A 16,128-nucleotide genomic window follows, 5' to 3' on the forward strand; every position below is an offset into this window, starting at 1 on the left:
GGTGAAACTGATGTTAAGCGAAACGGCCGTAGCCAAAATCGCACACGGGTGGGCTAATACTCGCCATCGTCACTCTCCAGCCATATAACAATCAAAGCCGTATGGTACGTGATTAAGTCGTACACGTGAATGCCAGTACTGAATGTCACTCGCCGGCATTTTGGTTACAATGTGATGCATGAGTAACTTACGCTTTTACAGCCCCACCCCTCTCACCATTGGCCAAACCACCGCGCTCAGCGAAAACGCTGCCGCGCATGCCATCCGCGTTATGCGTCTGAAAGCCGGTGATACATTGATTTTGTTTTGCGGCGATGGTTTTGACTACCAGTGCACACTGACTAGTGTAGAGAAAAAAGCCGCGCATGTTGAGGTTCAGAGCCGCGCAGCAGCCAGTAATGAATCCCCTCTCAGCATTCGCCTGCTACAGGGGGTTTCCAGTGGCGATCGCATGGATTACACCATCCAGAAAGCGGTTGAACTCGGTGTCACCGAAATATTCCCGCTAACGACGGAACGCAGCGTCACAAAACTAAGTGGCGACCGTGCCGAAAAACGCGTCGAACACTGGCAAGGCGTCGCGATAGCTGCCTGCGAGCAAAGCGGCCGCGCCTTACTGCCGACAGTGCATGCACCACTCACGCTGGCCCAATGGCTGGGGCAACATGAAACGCAATCCAGCCTGAATATCCTGCTAAACCCGGTGGGGGCGAAACGACTTGCACAACTCGAGAAACCATCCGCTCATATCCACTTGTTGATTGGCCCTGAAGGCGGCTTAAGCGGTAACGAAATTGCACTGGCTACGCAACACCACTTCCAATCGATTGTGATCGGGCCAAGAATCCTCAGAACCGAAACCGCCGCAGTGACTGCGATTGCGAGCATGCAAACGTTGTGGGGCGATTTTTAAAGACTGATGATCCTGCTGTACAACCATCGCCAGCGTATGGAAGAAAATACCAATGTTTAATGTCATGCTACAAATGGCGCTGCTAATCATCGCAGGTATCGCCTGGCAACGGTTCGCGCCTGACCATATCTCTGCGACATCCCACCGCCGGGCACTGACAGACCTGGTGTTTTACATTTTGCTGCCTGCGTTAGTGATAGACGTTCTGTGGCTAGCGCCGCTGGATGCTGACACTTTCAGTATCCAGCTCACGGCCATCACCAGGTTAGTGACCGCGGCAGGGTTGATGTGGTTGAGCCTGCAAATATTCAACCGATTCAGGCCTCTCTCGCGTGCACAGCAAGGTGCGCTGATGCTGGCGGCCACGTTTCCTAATGCCACTTACCTTGGTTTACCCGTGACTAGCGAAGTGCTTGGTGACTGGGCACAGGAGATGGTGCTGAAATTTGATTTGTTTGCCTGTACACCGATCTTGTTATCCATAGGCATGCTGATGGCGCAAGCTTATGGTAAGGCAGAACTTAGTTCAAACCCACTCAGAGAATTGATGCGTGTGCCGCCACTATGGGCACTACTGGTCGCCTGCATGCTCAACCTGGCACAAGTGCCGCAGCCTGAAATGTTAGGTCATGCCCTGCACACCCTGGCAGGCGGAGTGGTGCCACTGATGCTGATCGCACTAGGCATGAGCATACGCTGGGATACTTTCAGGTTTGCACTGATCCCAAAATTATTACCAGTCTGTTTTATCGGCCTGCTGATTGCGCCGCTCACTGCCATGCTGGCAGCAGAATTTTTAGGGCTGGACGGGCACACACTCACCGCCATCACCTTATTAAGCGCCATGCCGACCATGGTCTTTGGCGTTATCATCTGCGAGCGCTACCATTTGGATGGCGCGCTGTATGCCGCCGCCGTGTTCTCTACCACCTTACTCAGCATGTTCACGTTGCCGGTGTGGTTTCAATTCCTTTCCCACTAATCTTCACCTGCGCCGGTAGAACAAATCACGTCATCGCTGGTCAATCTTCATACGTAATATGACGAGTATCCAGGCATGCTTACCCCGTTTAAGATACGCCTGAATGCTATGTAATCTGTACGCGTTTTGGAGGAGTGTCACCGCGATGCCAAAAACTACATTTAATCATTTCGCAACGCAGCAGCCTGCGCCGCCAGAAACCTTGGTCAAGCTACTGGGCAAGACAGGCATTACCATTAATGGCGATGCGCCGTGGGATATCCAGGTCTATGACGAAAGCGTGTATCGCGACGTGCTCACACGTGGCACGCTGGGATTCGGACAAGCCTATATCGAAGGACGCTGGGATTGCGCCCGGCTGGATGAGTTTTTCACTCGCGTGATGCGCGCGGATATCGACGAAGAAATGGGCGGCTGGGGAAAGCTGCAATTATTAGGCGATATCCTGCGGCACGCATTATTCAATCTGCAGGCACCTCACCGCGCCTTCCAGGTCGCGAAACTGCACTACGATATCGGCAATGATGTGTTTGAGGCCATGCTGGATTCAAGCATGAGCTACTCCTGTGCCTATTGGCAACACGCCCATACGCTGGAACAAGCACAAACCCACAAACTGGATATGATCTGCCGCAAACTCGACTTACAGCCCGGCGAGCGTGTACTTGAAATCGGTTGCGGCTGGGGCGGGCTGGCCAAACATATGGCGCAGCATTACGCGGTGAATGTGGTGGGTATTACGGTGTCAGTAGAACAGCAGGCGATGGCAAAAGAACGCTGTGCCGGTTTGTCTGTCGATATCCAGTTGATGGATTACCGAAAGTTGCAAGGACAGTTCGACAAGATAGCCTCAGTCGGCATGTTTGAGCATGTAGGCCCGAAAAACTACCCGATTTATTTTGAAACAGTGCATCGCCTGCTAAAAGACGATGGGCTATTTCTGCTGCACACCATAGGCAACCATAAAACCGCACTGTATACCGATGCCTGGATAGACCGCTATATTTTCCCTAACGGCAAGTTACCTTCTGCAAGCGAGGTGAGCAAGGCCATAGAGAAAAAATTCCTGATCGAGGACTGGCATAATTTCGGCCCGGATTATGACCGCACACTCATGGCCTGGTGGGACAAATTCAGCCGTGCCTGGCCCGAACTGCAATTTAAATATGATGAAAGTTTTTACCGCATGTGGAAATACTACCTGATGTGTTGTGCCGGGTATTTCCGCTCGCGGCAAGGCCAACTTTGGCAACTGGTACTGAGCAAGCGGCAGAGCAACCGTATTTATCGCTCGGTGCGTCCAGGGGCCTTAAGTTAATGTAAACGTCGTCTCTCTCTGTATCATTTAACATGACGGCCCAGGCCGTCATTTTTTATGTTTAATTTGCATAAAAAACCAACTTGCTTTATTGTTTTGCAAATTACATTTAACAAATACTCAAATGATAGGCTCAAATATCAGGAATTTGCGAAAATCGCAAAATCTAACCTTGCAACAGCTTGCATTACGCATGGGCACGGATACCAGCAACCTGTCGCGGATAGAGCGCGGCGAAATCGGGATTTCGGATGCTTTATTGCGCGCTGCTGCCCAGGCTTTGAGCACCACGCCCGGCCGCTTGTACGATGCCGACCTCACCCCGAGCAACCTGACCAATACGCCACCAGCCATCCTTTCCAGCGCCAACAGCAAAGATTTTGTGCACTGGTTTCGTTCTGCCGCGCCTTATATCCATGCGTTTGGCGGCAGCACCTTTGTGATCGCCTTTGGTGGCGAAGTGGTCAGCGAACAACAGTTTATCGCCCTTTCGCACGACTTGAACCTGCTTGCCAGCCTGGAAGTACGTTTGGTGCTGGTGCACGGCGCACGTCCGCAAATCGAACATAGATTGAAGCGCGACCACCTGATCCCCAAAATGCACAATGGCCTGCGCATTACCGATGACACGGCGATGGAAGCGGTGAAAGAAGCCAATGGCACGGTGCGGGTGGAGATTGAATCGTTGTTATCGATGGGTATTTCCAACTCGCCGATGGCAGGCAGCGATATCCGTGTCGCCAGCGGCAATTTTGTCACCGCCAAACCACTGGGCGTGCGTGACGGCGTAGACCTGCAACACACCGGCGAAGTACGCAAGATCGATGCGGTAGGTATCCAGAAACGACTGGATGATGGCGAACTGGTATTACTTTCGCCTATGGGCTACTCGCCGACTGGTGAAATCTTCAACCTGACGCTGGAAGATGTGGCGGTGAGTGCCGCGATTGCCCTGGATGCAGAAAAACTGATCTTCCTGATGGGCTCTGAAGGCATTCATAATTTGCGTGGCGAATTGTTGCGCGAAATGACCTCCGCCAAAGCCAAAAACATGCTACGCAATGTGCAGGAAAGTGATGACCCCATCAACTTTTCGGAAGATGTGAATTATTACCTGCCAGCGGCCGTGCGCGCCTGTGAGCATGGCGTTGCCAGGACACACCTGATTTCAAGGCATATTGACGGCGCCATTATCCAGGAACTGTTTACCCGGCAAGGTATAGGCACCATGATTACCGAGCTACCGCTGGAAACCATGCGCCAGGCCAATATTGATGACGTCGGCGGCATCCTCATGCTGATAGAACCACTGGAAAACGAAGGCATATTGGTGCGGCGCGGACGTGAACGTATCGAAATGGAGATCAACTACTTCTACGTCATGGAACATGACAACCGGGTGATCGGTTGCGCGGCGCTGTATCCGTTTCCTGCTGAGAAAATGGTGGAGTTTGCCTGCCTGGCCATAGACCCGGCCTATCGTGGTGGCGGACGCGGTGACAAACTGTTTAACTATTGCCAGGAACAGGCAAAAGCAATGGGCCATCAGTTTTTGTTTTGCCTGACCACGCGTACCGAACACTGGTTTCTGGAGCGCGGTTTTACTGAGAAAAGTGTAGACCAGTTGCCGCAAGAAAAGCAGCAGCTGTATAACCTGCAACGAAAATCCAAAGTGTTTGTGAAAGTGCTTACCTGATAAACGCAGCAATCAATCACAGTTCCTCCTCACAAAATGGCTGGTGAAACTCACCAGCCATTTCTTGCAACGTCTTAATTACTTCATATCCCACGAATAAAGTGGAACAAAGTTGGCGAATCGCCTTCTTATTAAACATCCTGAACAAAATTAACCCTCTAATGCATTCACTGTTTAACTATCAGCAGATAGAATACGCATATCCTTAATTGCACACCCATATGATGAATATTTCAAAAGCCGCCCAAAAGGCGCAAACCCTGTCCGAAGCCCTGCCTTACATCAAACGTTTTTTCGATAAAACCATCGTCATCAAATACGGCGGCAATGCCATGACCGATGAACGCCTGAAAGAATGCTTCGCGCAAGATGTGGTGCTGCTGAAACTGGTCGGCATGAACCCGGTAGTGGTCCATGGCGGCGGCCCGCAAATCAATGAGATGCTGGATAAGCTGGGCAAAAAAGGCGAGTTCATCCAGGGCATGCGCGTGACCGATGAAGAAACCATGGACGTGGTGGAAATGGTGCTTGGCGGCCAGGTCAATAAAGAGATTGTGAACCTGATTAACCGCCACGGCGGTAAAGCGGTCGGGTTGACCGGCCAGGACGGTAACTTTATCCATGCACAAAAATTGCTGATGGAAGACCTGAAAGACCCGACCAAAATGATCGATGTCGGCCAGGTCGGTGAAATTACGGCGATTGATCCCAGCATCATTACCTTCCTTGATAGTGGCGACTTTATCCCAGTGGTGGCACCGATTGGTGTCGGTCGCGAAGGAGAAACCTACAATATCAATGCTGATGTGGTGGCTGGCAAACTGGCAGAAATCCTCAATGCCGAAAAACTGATCCTGCTGACGAATACGCCTGGCGTACTGGATAAAGAAGGCCAGTTGCTGACCGGGCTGACCCCAAGACAGATTGATGACCTGGTTGCCGATGGCACTTTAAGCGGTGGCATGCTGCCAAAAATCAGTTCGGCATTGGATGCTGCCCGTAGCGGTGTGAAAACAGTGCATATTATCGATGGCCGCGTGGAGCATGCCTTGTTGCTGGAAGTGCTGACCGATGAAGGCGTAGGCACTTTAATCAAGGCAAAATAAAGCCCAAAGCCCGATAAGCCGTAAGCAAATACTTACTTTAGTTATATTCTATGTCTCGCAGGGTGTGGATTTTCGATCTGGATGACACCCTGCACAATGCTTCCGCGCAGATTTTCCCAGTCATGAATCAATCCATGACGCGTTACATCATGGATCTACTGACGCTGGAAGAATCTGCGGCCCACCAGTTACGCCAGCATTACTGGCGCATCTATGGCGCCACCCTCAAAGGGCTGATGCGCCACCACCATGTCGATCCGCATCACTTCCTGGCGGAAACCCATGCTTTCCTCACCGATGACATGGTGCAAACCACCAGGCAATTGCGCCAGCTGTTGCAACGCCTGCCAGGACGCAAATGCGTGTTCACCAACGCGCCGCGCGCTTATGCGGTACGCGTGCTGGAAGTGCTGGGCATCAGTGACTGCTTCACCTTGGTATTCAGCGTTGAATCTTCGGGCTTCCATGCCAAACCATCTGTACGCGGTTTCCGCATGCTGTTACGCCAGTTGCGTTGCTGCGCAGCCGATTGCACATTATTTGAAGACAGCCTGCCAGCCTTGATGACCGCAAAGCGACTGGGCATGCGCACCGTGTGGATCAGCCGCCGGCTGCACAAGCCAAACTTTGTGCAATATAGATTACCGCATGTGTTGGCACTCACTCACAGTGCACTGAAAAAACACGCTTCGTGCATTCCCGCCTCTGGCGAATCCGGTTAAAATAGCCGCAAAACGACAATAGCTGCATTCACAGGGATCCCGGAACACATCATGGCGACTATCAACAAAGAAGTAAGAGCAAACCGCAAACAACAAATTCTGGAAACACTGGCAAGCATGCTGCAAACGCCTAAAGGTGAAAAAATCACTACGGCTGCTTTGGCGGGCAAGCTGGAAGTGTCAGAAGCGGCGCTCTACCGTCACTTTGCCAATAAAGCCAAAATGTTCGAAGGCCTGATCGAGTTTATTGAAGGCGCATTGTTTGGCGTGATCAACAAAATCACCAGCGACGAAACCGATGGGCTGAAGCAAGTGCAACTGATGCTGCAAACCATGCTGAAATTCGCCGAGCGTAACCCCGGCATGTCACGCGTATTAATCGGCGATGCACTCGTGAACGAAGACGAAGCATTGCAGGCCCGCATCAATCAATTGATAGACCGCCTGGAAGCCAGCGTGAAACAATCGCTGCGTATCGCCGAGGCACAAGGCAACCAAATCACCAATGCAGGCATTGCAGCAAACACCATGATCAGCTTTGTTGTTGGCCGCTGGCACGCGTTTGCCAAAAGTGGCTTCAAACGCAAGCCTAGCGATAACCTGGAACAGCATATTACGCAGTTGATTACTGCCAGCCTGCAGTAAAACCCCTTTAGATTTTTAATCCACTGAAAGTTTTAATTCATGGAAAACACGATTTTTGGCATGACCGAAGCCCAACTGACTGAAGTTGGCATGACTTATGGCCTCGCCGCACTGATACTCTTCCTTATCTTTATCGTCGGCAACCTGGCCTGGAAATCCAAGGCCGGCAAAGTGGGCACATTTGCCCTGTTCCTGGCGCTCACCTTAGGCATGGTGGGGTTTCTGGCCAAGCTGGTGATCCAGCACTTCCTGCATATCCAATAACGTAAAAACCGACAACAGCCCATGAATATCCTTAAGATTTCCGGGCTGATTTTCTTGGTGTGTGGCGTGTATCTATTATTTGATCACCTGATCTTGCCCTGGATGATCGCTCACCAGCCTCAGCACATCACCAGCCCTGCTGAAGAAGCACCAGTTCGTTTTACCCGGCCCCTCAACGCCAGGTCGGCACCTGCGGCCCCAACCTCAAATGCAATTCAGCCCAATAGCCGCTGCGATGGCCGTACCCACTGCTCGCAAATGACATCGTGTGCTGAAGCACACTTCTTTCTGGCAAACTGCCCTGATACCGAAATGGATGGCGATAACGATGGCATCCCTTGTGAACGCCAGTGGTGTCAGCCACCTCCGCGCTAACGCATGCACCGCTCAAGATGAATAACTTTTAATCAGGAGCAAACCATGCAGCATATCCTGGTGTATTCAGACTCACTGACCTGGACACCAGGATGTCGATCAACACCTGGTACTTTGCCTGGCCATCACCCAAAAAGTTAACGCTTTCTTACGCGAATAAGCCTGGCGGGCTATTGCGTAGTATTTGTCACTTATGTAACCTGATTAACATATTGTGATAAATAAGTTCGCGAAATGAATACACCGCCTGTTGATAGCGATAGCACCATTTATAAAACCCTGCTGGAATCCACCAAAGCCATTCCGTGGAAAATCGACTGGGCAAACAAGCAGTTTGCTTATATTGGCCCGCAGATCGAGCAGGTGCTAGGCTGGTCACAGGATAGCTGGAAAACGGTAGAAGACTGGGTCAACCGTATTCATGAAGAAGACCGTGAACGCGTGTTCAATTTTTGCGTGCAACAATCACTACAAGGGCTGGATCACGAAGCAGACTACCGCGCACTCAACGCCGATGGCGACTTTGTCTGGATACGTGATGTGGTGCATGTGATGCGCACACCGACCGGCGAACCAGAAGCATTGATAGGCTTTATGTTTGATATCAGTGAACGTAAGAAAACCGAAGAGCAATTGCTGCTCATGCAAAAAAAACTGGAAGAGCTTTCTTACAAAGACGGATTGACCGGCGTCGCCAACCGCCGCATGTTCGACACCGTATTGGAACGCGAATGGCTGGAAGCCAGGCAACACCAGCATCCACTGTCATTAATCATGATAGATATCGACTATTTCAAGCAATTTAATGACTTTTACGGGCATTTGCAAGGCGATGAAGCACTCAGGCAAGTGGCAAATACACTCACGCACGCTGGTGTACGTGCCAAGGACTTTTTTGCCCGTTTTGGTGGCGAAGAGTTTGCTTTGATCCTGCCTCAAACCAACGAACTGTCAGCCAGCAAAATTGCCGAGCGTTGCCATAACCTGGTGTTCAAGGAACAAATCCCGCACGCCAAGTCCGAAGTCAGTCAGATACTGACCATCAGTGTCGGTGTCGGCAGCATCACGCCCAACCACAGCGACGACTTCAAAACATTCGTTGAATCGGTAGATGCCATGATGTATCAAGCCAAACGTAGCGGCAGAAACCGTACGGCAGTCAACAGCCGCTAAGAACCAGGGCAATGATGCATACAGCAAACGACTGCTATGCCATGCTGAAGACAGTTATTACAAGTGCTTAGAGAAGTATGAGACGTGCTGAAGGCATGTCATCCACGCCTATGGATGAAGGGAAGCAATTCACTTGTCAGGCAGTAGCGACTACATTAAACAGCATGGCTGTTTAAAATTGCCTGCAAGCGCGCTTCAAAAATCGCCTGTTTAATCGATTGCGGATTGCTATGTTGTTTGGCGATTGCGCCTGCATCTACCGCGAGTGCCGCGTGCAAGGCGGCGGCCAGATGTTCGGCATCATGCAGTGGGCAACTCTCCAGCCCTAGTCGTCCCCGGCTATCACTCTCGCAGGCCAGCAAAAAATCATCGAAACGTGTGCGCTGCCTGAACGCATCCAGCTCTTCCAGAAAGTTTAACAAGGTACTGGCTTTCATCTCCCTGGCGGCATGCAGTTTGCCATGATATTTAGCCACCACTAGCGCTAAGTCCCTGCAATCATTAGGCACTTTAAGCCGCGCGACCACATCGCGAATTTGGTCTACACTGCGTAACTCATGCCCGATGTGCCGTGGCAGCACCTCTGCCGGTGTCGTGCCTTTACCCAGGTCATGCGTGAGCGCAGCAAAGCGCACTGGCAAACTAAAGCCCTGTTTAGCGGCGTAATCAATCACCATCATGACGTGCACGCCAGTATCGATTTCTGGGTGATAGAGCGCCGTCTGTGGGACGCCCCACAAGCGGTCCAGTTCGGGCAGGATGACCTGCAAGGCACCGCAGTCGCGCAACATTTCAAACATGCGGCTAGGCTGTTTCTCCATCAGGCCTTTGGCGATCTCCTGCCAGACACGTTCCGGCACCAGGGCACCGACTTCGCCTGCGGCGACCATTTCACGCATCAACGCCAGCGTTTCGGGCGCAACGGTAAACTCGGTGAAACGGGCCAGAAAACGCCCTGCCCGCAAAATACGCACCGGGTCTTCGCTGAAAGCAGCAGTGACATGCCGTAATAATTTCTTCTGGATATCCTGTTGCCCGTGAAAAGGGTCAACCAGCGTGCCATCTTCACCTTGCGCGATGGCATTCATGGTGAAGTCACGCCGGGCGAGATCTTCTTCCAGCGTGACTTCGGGCGCGGCATAGACACTAAAGCCTTTGTAGCCTTTGCCGGTTTTGCGCTCGGTGCGCGCCAGTGCATGTTCTTGCTGCGTGTCAGGATGCAGAAATACCGGGAAATCCTTGCCAACTGCGCGATAACCAGCCGCCAGCATCTGCTCAGGCGTGGCGCCGACGACGACATAGTCGCGGTCTTTGACTGGCAGACCTAGCAGGCCATCGCGGACTGCGCCGCCTACCTGGTAGATCTTCATGGGAGGGTTATGCTTGTGATTGCTTTGCACGCAATAGAATGGCGTTTAGCGCCTGGCATTAATCACGCGCCCTGCCGCAGCGCGAAACTGGTCATAAGCACCACGGGGGTTATTTTCCACCAGGTAGCCGGAAATCACGGCAAACATATCGGTAGGCACCACGCCCAGTTCATTGGCCATCGGTTGCTGACAGACATTATCTACCTGCATGGATTTCACATTGTCGCGAGACAATAATTTGATAGGCAGCAATTGCATAAAGCTGCCTTGCAGCAGCGAAAGCCGGGTACTCAAGCCTATGATGGGGCGCTGCACCCCTGTAGTTTTCATCACGGCTTCCATCACCTGTTGCAAGGTCATGATTGCCGGGCCGCCCAATTCATAGATCCTGCCGTAGGTGGCTGGCTCATTCACCGCATTCACGATGGCAGCGGCCACATCTTCTACCCAGATGGGTTGGAACTTGGATTGTGGCATCGCCAGCGCCAGCACCGGGATATACTGGATCAGCTTGGCAAACAGGTTAATAAACCGGTCGCGCGCGCCAAAGATGACAGAGGGACGGAAAATGGTGACATGCAGTTTTTTACTGGTCTCCATCACCGCCTCATCACCGGCCGCTTTGCTACGCAGATATTCGCTCGGTGCACTGACTGAGGCCTGCAATGCGCTCATTTGCAGCAGCCGTGGGATACCCAGTTCCACACACAGTTGCGCCACGCGACGCGGCAACTGGTGGTGCATTTTCTCAAAGCCATTGTCACTGGTCTGGTGCAAAATGCCGATCAGGTTGATCACGACGTCACTGCCTGCCAGTTGTGCGCGCAACGCGGCCTGGTCGTTGACATCGCATTCGACCACTTGCACATAAGGCAACAAAATCAAGTGCTTGGCCTGTTCCCTGCGGCGGGTTAATACTTTCACCTGGTAGCCTGCCTGATCCAGCCCGGCCACCACACTGCTACCGACAAAACCGCTACCACCCAATACTGTGACTGTCTTCATATTGCTCATTCCCAATGCATTTTGGTATTAAAGAGATTGTACAGAAAAATGCCGCACTCACTTACTCTTGATCTGTAATGGTGATGGTGGTTGTCACCGTTTCCGCCTCGGCGATGCCAGAGCTACGGGCCGGAATCGTCCCCAAACGTCTTTTAAGCGTAATGACAGGCAAGCCCAGCCTGGGCGCGTACATATGGGCATTCGCCAGCACTTTTTTCACGTAATTGCGTGTTTCGCTAAACGGGATGGTTTCTGCATAAATCGCCCCTTCCAATGGCGTGTTGGCCGCCCAGCGCCTGGCGCGGCTAGGGCCTGCGTTATAGGCTGCAGTTGCCATCGCTTCCTGGCCATTGAAGGTATCCAGCGTGTAGCGCATGTAATAGGTGCCAAGATTCACATTGGTATCTATGTCGTGCAGCATGGCATCACTGTAGCTACTCCAGCCCAGTTTTTTGGCTATCCACTTGGCTGTGGCAGGCATCACCTGCATCAGCCCGCCCGCGCCCACTGACGACTTGGCATAATGCATAAAGCGGCTTTCCTGCCGGATAATGCCATACACCCAGGCTTCATCGATCTCACGCGCCTTGGATGCTTTTTGCAGGTAATCTCGATAAGGCGTGGGGTAGCGCAGCTCAAAGTTATGCGTCCGGCTGGTTTTATCGGCCGCCAGCACGGTCAAATCGTACCAGCCTTTGAGCAAGGCATACTGCGCGGCCACAATGCGCGATGGGTCATCCAGTGCCTCGAGTAGATACATCCACTCCAACCTGGCTTCATAACGTGCGTCAGCGTCAAACAGCGCCTCCATGCGTTTGATGCCTGGAAGCCTGGCAAACTGGCGGACTTGCTCATCGGCTGGTTGGAAAGTCGCCATGGGCTCGCCTGCGACGGGCCCCAACTCCTCAGCCGCCAGCCAGCCATAAAAATGACGCTCCTGCGACAGTTTTGCCAGTAACAAATTGGCTTCTGCCACCTGGCCTTTGCTCTTGAGCGCACGCGCTTTCCAGTAACGCCAGGTATGTTCATCTGCCAATGCATTCGGCATATTGGCTATGACCTTCAGCAGCACCGTCCAGTCTTGTTCCCTCAATGCACTGCGGGCATACCATTCCCATTGTTCATTATTCAGGGTGCCGGGCTCGACCTTGGCAAAAGCCCGCACTGCTTCTGGCTCATGTTTACGGGCTGATTCCAGCGCGATATATGCTTGCATCAGCTGTTTTTCTTCGTTGCTGAGCACGCCACTGTATTTTTGGTAACTGCTCTGCGCCAGGGCGATATCCGCCTTGGCCTGACGGTGAATAGCGTATAAATACAGCGCACGACCATAGGCCGATTTGTCCTGCACATTGTTCTTTTTAAGGACCAACGCCGGGTTCTGCGCCACGTCATCGATTTGTTTCAGCAAGGTGGCATCGGTTTTCCTGCTCCGTTTCGCCAGGCCTTTAGCCATACCTGGTTTATTCGCAAACAAGGCATTGCGGTAAAGCGTCAGCAGAAATGCTTCATCCAATACGCCTACCTGTTGCAAAGCTTCCAGCATGCCCTGGCAATCGGCAGGCAACTCCTTGCCTGATAGCAATAATGTTTTACCGTCTTCGTAAGCAACCGGGTCATCCAGCGCAATGCCTGCCTGCACCTGGAAGCACTGGTTACCGGTGTCATTCAAATTGTAATAGTTGGGAATTTGCGCACGCATCTCGACAAACTGGTCCCAGAACTGCACACGCCCCAGCCGCTTGAGCCATAGCTCGCGTACACGCTGAGAAAGCAGTGATTCGTTGTTTTCCTGCAGAAATGCTTGTACCTGGTAATAGGAAAGCTGATCCATGGTCAGGATCATCTGCCAGTATTGCAGGTAAGGCGCGAGTGGTGATTTACGTTGCTTGAGCGTCTCCAGCGACTCGGTCAGCAGCGGCAGGTTCCTCGTCTGGTAGGCCTGTTTGGCCTGCAGGTAGGTCTCGGTATCGCCAGCATGGGCAGCCGCTGACAGTGCAAACAGGCAGGTGCCTAACATACAGGTGGCAAGAGAAAGGAGATGTCGGAATTTAGTCTTCATGAGTCAATTAATCACGGGGCTTACTATGCTCACGTCCGATTGAATATTTAAGTGCAGTTACGTAGTGCACACTACGCATCACGTGTGCTTGAGGGTGGCAATCAAATTCTGGCCAGGCGACTCAGGAAGAAAAACAATAGCAACAGCAGCAAGACGACAAAGCCACTCTTCCATACTTTTTTTAGCCATTGCCAATAGCGCGCGTTGCCGGTTTGCCAGCCTAATAAGGCCAGCACCAGGGTACTTAACACCAGCACCGCAAATAATATCCGTATCCACCACATAATGTTGTTTTACTCTCTAGGCCGCAGGCAAAAAGGGCGCCGGGCTAAAGTAGTCGCGTTGCCGCACAAAACCAACCGGTGCCTGGCTGTCGTCAAAGGTACAGTATTCCCAGGCTGTGTCATCTTTAAGCAAGGCACGCAGCAATTGGTTATTCAAGGCATGTCCGGATTTGAATGCCGAAAATTGGCCGACGATCGGATAACCGAGAATATATAAATCGCCTATCGCATCCAGTACTTTGTGCTTGGCAAACTCATCTTCATAGCGCAAACCGCCGCCATTCAGTACTTTATATTCATCGAGCACAATCGCGTTATCCAGGCTGCCACCTTTAGCGAGGCCATTGGCGCGCAGGTACTCGACCTCGTGCATAAAACCAAAGGTACGTGCACGGCTGATTTCGTCAACGTAACTCTGGCTATCGTAATCTATGGTCACGGTTTTACCGGAAAACTCGAACACCGGGTGTGCGAAATCAATGGTAAATTCGGCTTTAAAGCCATGGTGCGGCGTAAATTTTGCCCATTTATCGCCTTCTTGCACTTCTACCGGTTTCAGGATGCGCACAAATTTCTTGGGTACGTCCAGTTCGGCTAATCCGGCCGTTTGCAGTAAATAGATAAACGGCCCCGAGCTACCATCCATAATGGGCACTTCGGCTGCCGTTAACTCTATCAATACATTATCTACCCCCAGACCGGCGAGGGCAGACATTAAATGCTCCACAGTAGCAACGCGCGCACCTGAAAACTCTAGGGCGGAGCTCAGGCGAGTGTCGTTCACTGCCGTCGGGGTGACCCGCATGGCAGGCGTATCGGGCAAATCGATGCGCTTGAACACTACTCCATGATCAGCGGGCGCAGGTTTGAGCGTCAGCGTGACTTTCTCACCGCTGTGCAGCCCAACTCCGGTCGCGCTAATCTGTTGTTTAAGCGTGCGTTGCTTTAACATGGTTTTCTCTTTATCAGTGTCTAACGACTATTATAAGCCAATCCCACTTCCAAGCCGACAAGCAATCACTGCCTGAGGGTTAATCAGCCTGCTTACGCAAGAAAGCCGGAATGTCATATTCTTCAATCCCGGAGTTCTTCATGGCTTCAACCTGGGCACGACGGCTGTTGCTGGTGAATACGGCTGGCTCATCTTCTTCAACCATATTCTGGAAGATAGGCTGGTTAGTCGTACCGTCACGCAATGTCGTCGTGGTCATGACTTTCAACTCAGGTTTCGCCTGACGCTTGCCGATAGAACCGTTCAAGCCGGTAGCTACCATGGTCACACGCAGGTTATCACCCATCTCTTCGTCAATCACGTTACCGATAATCACGGTCGCATCTTCCGCAGTGAACTCTTTGATAGTATTCATCACATCATAGTATTCACGCATCTTGAAGCTGGTGCTGGCGGTAATATTCACCAGTACACCACGTGCATTGGCCAGGTTCACGTCTTCCAGCAGTGGGCTGGCAACCGCTTGTTCGGCTGCGATACGTGCACGGTTTGGTCCGGTGGCTTCAGCAGAACCCATCATCGCCATGCCCATTTCAGACATCACGGTACGCACATCGGCAAAGTCAACGTTGACTGTGCCCGGGCAATTGATGATTTCAGCAATGCCAGAAACCGCATTCTGCAATACATCGTTAGCCGCGCGGTAAGCTTCAACCACAGTCACATCTTCACCCAGTACATCCATCAGCTTTTCGTTAGGGATAACGATCAGAGAGTCAACGTACTGTGAAAGTTCTTCCAGGCCTTCTTGTGCGACTTTGGCGCGCTTGCCTTCAAAAGCAAATGGCTTGGTCACGACAGCAACTGTCAGGATACCCATTTCACGTGCGACTTCCGCAATGATAGGTGCAGCGCCGGTACCTGTACCGCCACCCATCCCTGCAGTGATGAACAGCATATCGGCACCATCAATGGTTTCCGCGATACTGTCACGGTCTTCCAGTGCGGCTTCGCGACCGATTTCCGGTTTTGCGCCAGCACCCAGGCCCTTGGTGATATCTGCACCGATTTGCAATACCACTTTGGCATTACTTTTCTTCAACGCCTGCATATCGGTGTTGGCGCAAATAAATTCTACGCCCGGCACCATCTTGGTCATCATGTGCTCAACGGCGTTACCACCGCAACCACCGACACCAATTACCTTGATAACAGCGCCTTCATTCTCTTTATCAAAAATTTCAATCATACTAACCCTCCA

Annotated in this window: 16 protein-coding genes; 10 read left to right on the top strand and 6 right to left on the bottom strand. The window is 52.0% G+C overall.

The genetic code is table 11. From position 1 onward, the window contains the following. Nucleotides 1-178 precede the first annotated feature (178 nt). The 10 genes from ACSSVF_RS01985 (at nt 179) to ACSSVF_RS02030 (ending at nt 9,194) form a co-directional block, all read left to right on the top strand. Entirely contained in the window at nt 179-913 is a 735-nt protein-coding gene (locus ACSSVF_RS01985; RefSeq protein WP_492405070.1) for a 16S rRNA (uracil(1498)-N(3))-methyltransferase, read from the top strand. Between the two features lie 52 nt (nt 914-965). Next, nucleotides 966-1,895 carry an AEC family transporter gene (locus ACSSVF_RS01990; RefSeq protein ID WP_492405072.1) on the top strand — a complete coding sequence of 310 codons (930 nt, stop codon included), beginning with the start codon at nt 966-968 and terminating at the stop codon, nt 1,893-1,895. Nucleotides 1,896-2,040: 145 nt separating this feature from the next. Continuing rightward, entirely contained in the window at nt 2,041-3,213 is a 1,173-nt protein-coding gene (cfa, locus tag ACSSVF_RS01995) for a cyclopropane fatty acyl phospholipid synthase (RefSeq protein WP_492405073.1), read from the top strand. Nucleotides 3,214-3,337: 124 nt separating this feature from the next. Continuing rightward, nucleotides 3,338-4,909 (top strand): amino-acid N-acetyltransferase, encoded by a 1,572-nt coding sequence (gene argA, locus ACSSVF_RS02000; protein ID WP_492405074.1) that lies wholly within the window; start codon nt 3,338-3,340, stop codon nt 4,907-4,909. Between the two features lie 221 nt (nt 4,910-5,130). After that, nucleotides 5,131-6,015, top strand: a complete 885-nt coding sequence (argB, locus tag ACSSVF_RS02005; protein WP_055828162.1) for an acetylglutamate kinase — start codon at nt 5,131-5,133, stop codon at nt 6,013-6,015. A gap of 50 nt (nt 6,016-6,065) precedes the next feature. Next, entirely contained in the window at nt 6,066-6,737 is a 672-nt protein-coding gene (locus tag ACSSVF_RS02010) for a pyrimidine 5'-nucleotidase (RefSeq protein WP_492405076.1), read from the top strand. A 51-nt stretch (nt 6,738-6,788) separates the two neighbouring features. Then, nucleotides 6,789-7,382 carry a nucleoid occlusion factor SlmA gene (slmA, locus tag ACSSVF_RS02015; protein WP_492405078.1) on the top strand — a complete coding sequence of 198 codons (594 nt, stop codon included), beginning with the start codon at nt 6,789-6,791 and terminating at the stop codon, nt 7,380-7,382. A 39-nt stretch (nt 7,383-7,421) separates the two neighbouring features. Continuing rightward, nucleotides 7,422-7,646 (top strand): DUF2788 domain-containing protein, encoded by a 225-nt coding sequence (locus tag ACSSVF_RS02020; protein WP_492405079.1) that lies wholly within the window; start codon nt 7,422-7,424, stop codon nt 7,644-7,646. Between the two features lie 21 nt (nt 7,647-7,667). Continuing rightward, complete coding sequence (locus tag ACSSVF_RS02025; RefSeq protein WP_492405080.1) at nt 7,668-8,021, top strand: excalibur calcium-binding domain-containing protein; 354 nt, start codon at nt 7,668-7,670, stop codon at nt 8,019-8,021. A 234-nt stretch (nt 8,022-8,255) separates the two neighbouring features. Continuing rightward, a complete protein-coding gene (locus ACSSVF_RS02030; RefSeq protein ID WP_492405082.1) occupies nt 8,256-9,194 on the top strand; it encodes a GGDEF domain-containing protein in 939 nt (312 codons plus the stop codon). Between the two features lie 155 nt (nt 9,195-9,349). Here ACSSVF_RS02030 and ACSSVF_RS02035 read toward each other — a convergent pair whose 3' ends face one another. The 6 genes from ACSSVF_RS02035 to ftsZ form a co-directional block, all read right to left on the bottom strand. After that, nucleotides 9,350-10,564 (bottom strand): multifunctional CCA addition/repair protein, encoded by a 1,215-nt coding sequence (locus ACSSVF_RS02035; RefSeq protein WP_492405083.1) that lies wholly within the window; start codon nt 10,562-10,564, stop codon nt 9,350-9,352. A gap of 45 nt (nt 10,565-10,609) precedes the next feature. Then, nucleotides 10,610-11,569 (bottom strand): complex I NDUFA9 subunit family protein, encoded by a 960-nt coding sequence (locus ACSSVF_RS02040; protein WP_492405085.1) that lies wholly within the window; start codon nt 11,567-11,569, stop codon nt 10,610-10,612. Between the two features lie 61 nt (nt 11,570-11,630). Continuing rightward, nucleotides 11,631-13,589 (bottom strand): transglycosylase SLT domain-containing protein, encoded by a 1,959-nt coding sequence (locus ACSSVF_RS02045; protein WP_492405088.1) that lies wholly within the window; start codon nt 13,587-13,589, stop codon nt 11,631-11,633. Nucleotides 13,590-13,732: 143 nt separating this feature from the next. After that, nucleotides 13,733-13,915: a hypothetical protein gene (locus ACSSVF_RS02050; protein ID WP_442585470.1), complete on the bottom strand. Its 183-nt coding sequence runs from the start codon at nt 13,913-13,915 to the stop codon at nt 13,733-13,735. A 16-nt stretch (nt 13,916-13,931) separates the two neighbouring features. After that, nucleotides 13,932-14,867, bottom strand: a complete 936-nt coding sequence (lpxC, locus tag ACSSVF_RS02055; RefSeq protein WP_492405090.1) for a UDP-3-O-acyl-N-acetylglucosamine deacetylase — start codon at nt 14,865-14,867, stop codon at nt 13,932-13,934. A gap of 79 nt (nt 14,868-14,946) precedes the next feature. Beyond that, nucleotides 14,947-16,116, bottom strand: coding sequence for a cell division protein FtsZ (gene ftsZ / locus ACSSVF_RS02060; RefSeq protein ID WP_492405091.1), 1,170 nt, complete (start codon nt 16,114-16,116; stop codon nt 14,947-14,949). Nucleotides 16,117-16,128 lie beyond the last annotated feature (12 nt).

It is taken from the genome of Methylophilus sp. E2MeOHC9 (assembly GCF_058744375.1).

Excerpts from the sequence above, each read along its gene's own strand:
- cfa (WP_492405073.1), top strand. The coding sequence starts at position 2,041 with ATGCCAAAAACTACATTTAATCATTTCGCAACGCAGCAGCCTGCGCCG.
- ACSSVF_RS02020 (WP_492405079.1), top strand. The coding sequence starts at position 7,422 with ATGGAAAACACGATTTTTGGCATGACCGAAGCCCAACTGACTGAAGTT.
- argB (WP_055828162.1), top strand. The coding sequence starts at position 5,131 with ATGATGAATATTTCAAAAGCCGCCCAAAAGGCGCAAACCCTGTCCGAA.
- ACSSVF_RS02030 (WP_492405082.1), top strand. The coding sequence starts at position 8,256 with ATGAATACACCGCCTGTTGATAGCGATAGCACCATTTATAAAACCCTG.
- ACSSVF_RS02050 (WP_442585470.1), bottom strand. The coding sequence starts at position 13,915 with ATGTGGTGGATACGGATATTATTTGCGGTGCTGGTGTTAAGTACCCTG.
- ACSSVF_RS02040 (WP_492405085.1), bottom strand. The coding sequence starts at position 11,569 with ATGAAGACAGTCACAGTATTGGGTGGTAGCGGTTTTGTCGGTAGCAGT.
- lpxC (WP_492405090.1), bottom strand. The coding sequence starts at position 14,867 with ATGTTAAAGCAACGCACGCTTAAACAACAGATTAGCGCGACCGGAGTT.
- ftsZ (WP_492405091.1), bottom strand. The coding sequence starts at position 16,116 with ATGATTGAAATTTTTGATAAAGAGAATGAAGGCGCTGTTATCAAGGTA.
- ACSSVF_RS02045 (WP_492405088.1), bottom strand. The coding sequence starts at position 13,589 with ATGTTAGGCACCTGCCTGTTTGCACTGTCAGCGGCTGCCCATGCTGGC.
- argA (WP_492405074.1), top strand. The coding sequence starts at position 3,338 with ATGATAGGCTCAAATATCAGGAATTTGCGAAAATCGCAAAATCTAACC.
- ACSSVF_RS02035 (WP_492405083.1), bottom strand. The coding sequence starts at position 10,564 with ATGAAGATCTACCAGGTAGGCGGCGCAGTCCGCGATGGCCTGCTAGGT.
- ACSSVF_RS02010 (WP_492405076.1), top strand. The coding sequence starts at position 6,066 with ATGTCTCGCAGGGTGTGGATTTTCGATCTGGATGACACCCTGCACAAT.
- ACSSVF_RS02025 (WP_492405080.1), top strand. The coding sequence starts at position 7,668 with ATGAATATCCTTAAGATTTCCGGGCTGATTTTCTTGGTGTGTGGCGTG.
- slmA (WP_492405078.1), top strand. The coding sequence starts at position 6,789 with ATGGCGACTATCAACAAAGAAGTAAGAGCAAACCGCAAACAACAAATT.
- ACSSVF_RS01985 (WP_492405070.1), top strand. The coding sequence starts at position 179 with ATGAGTAACTTACGCTTTTACAGCCCCACCCCTCTCACCATTGGCCAA.
- ACSSVF_RS01990 (WP_492405072.1), top strand. The coding sequence starts at position 966 with ATGTTTAATGTCATGCTACAAATGGCGCTGCTAATCATCGCAGGTATC.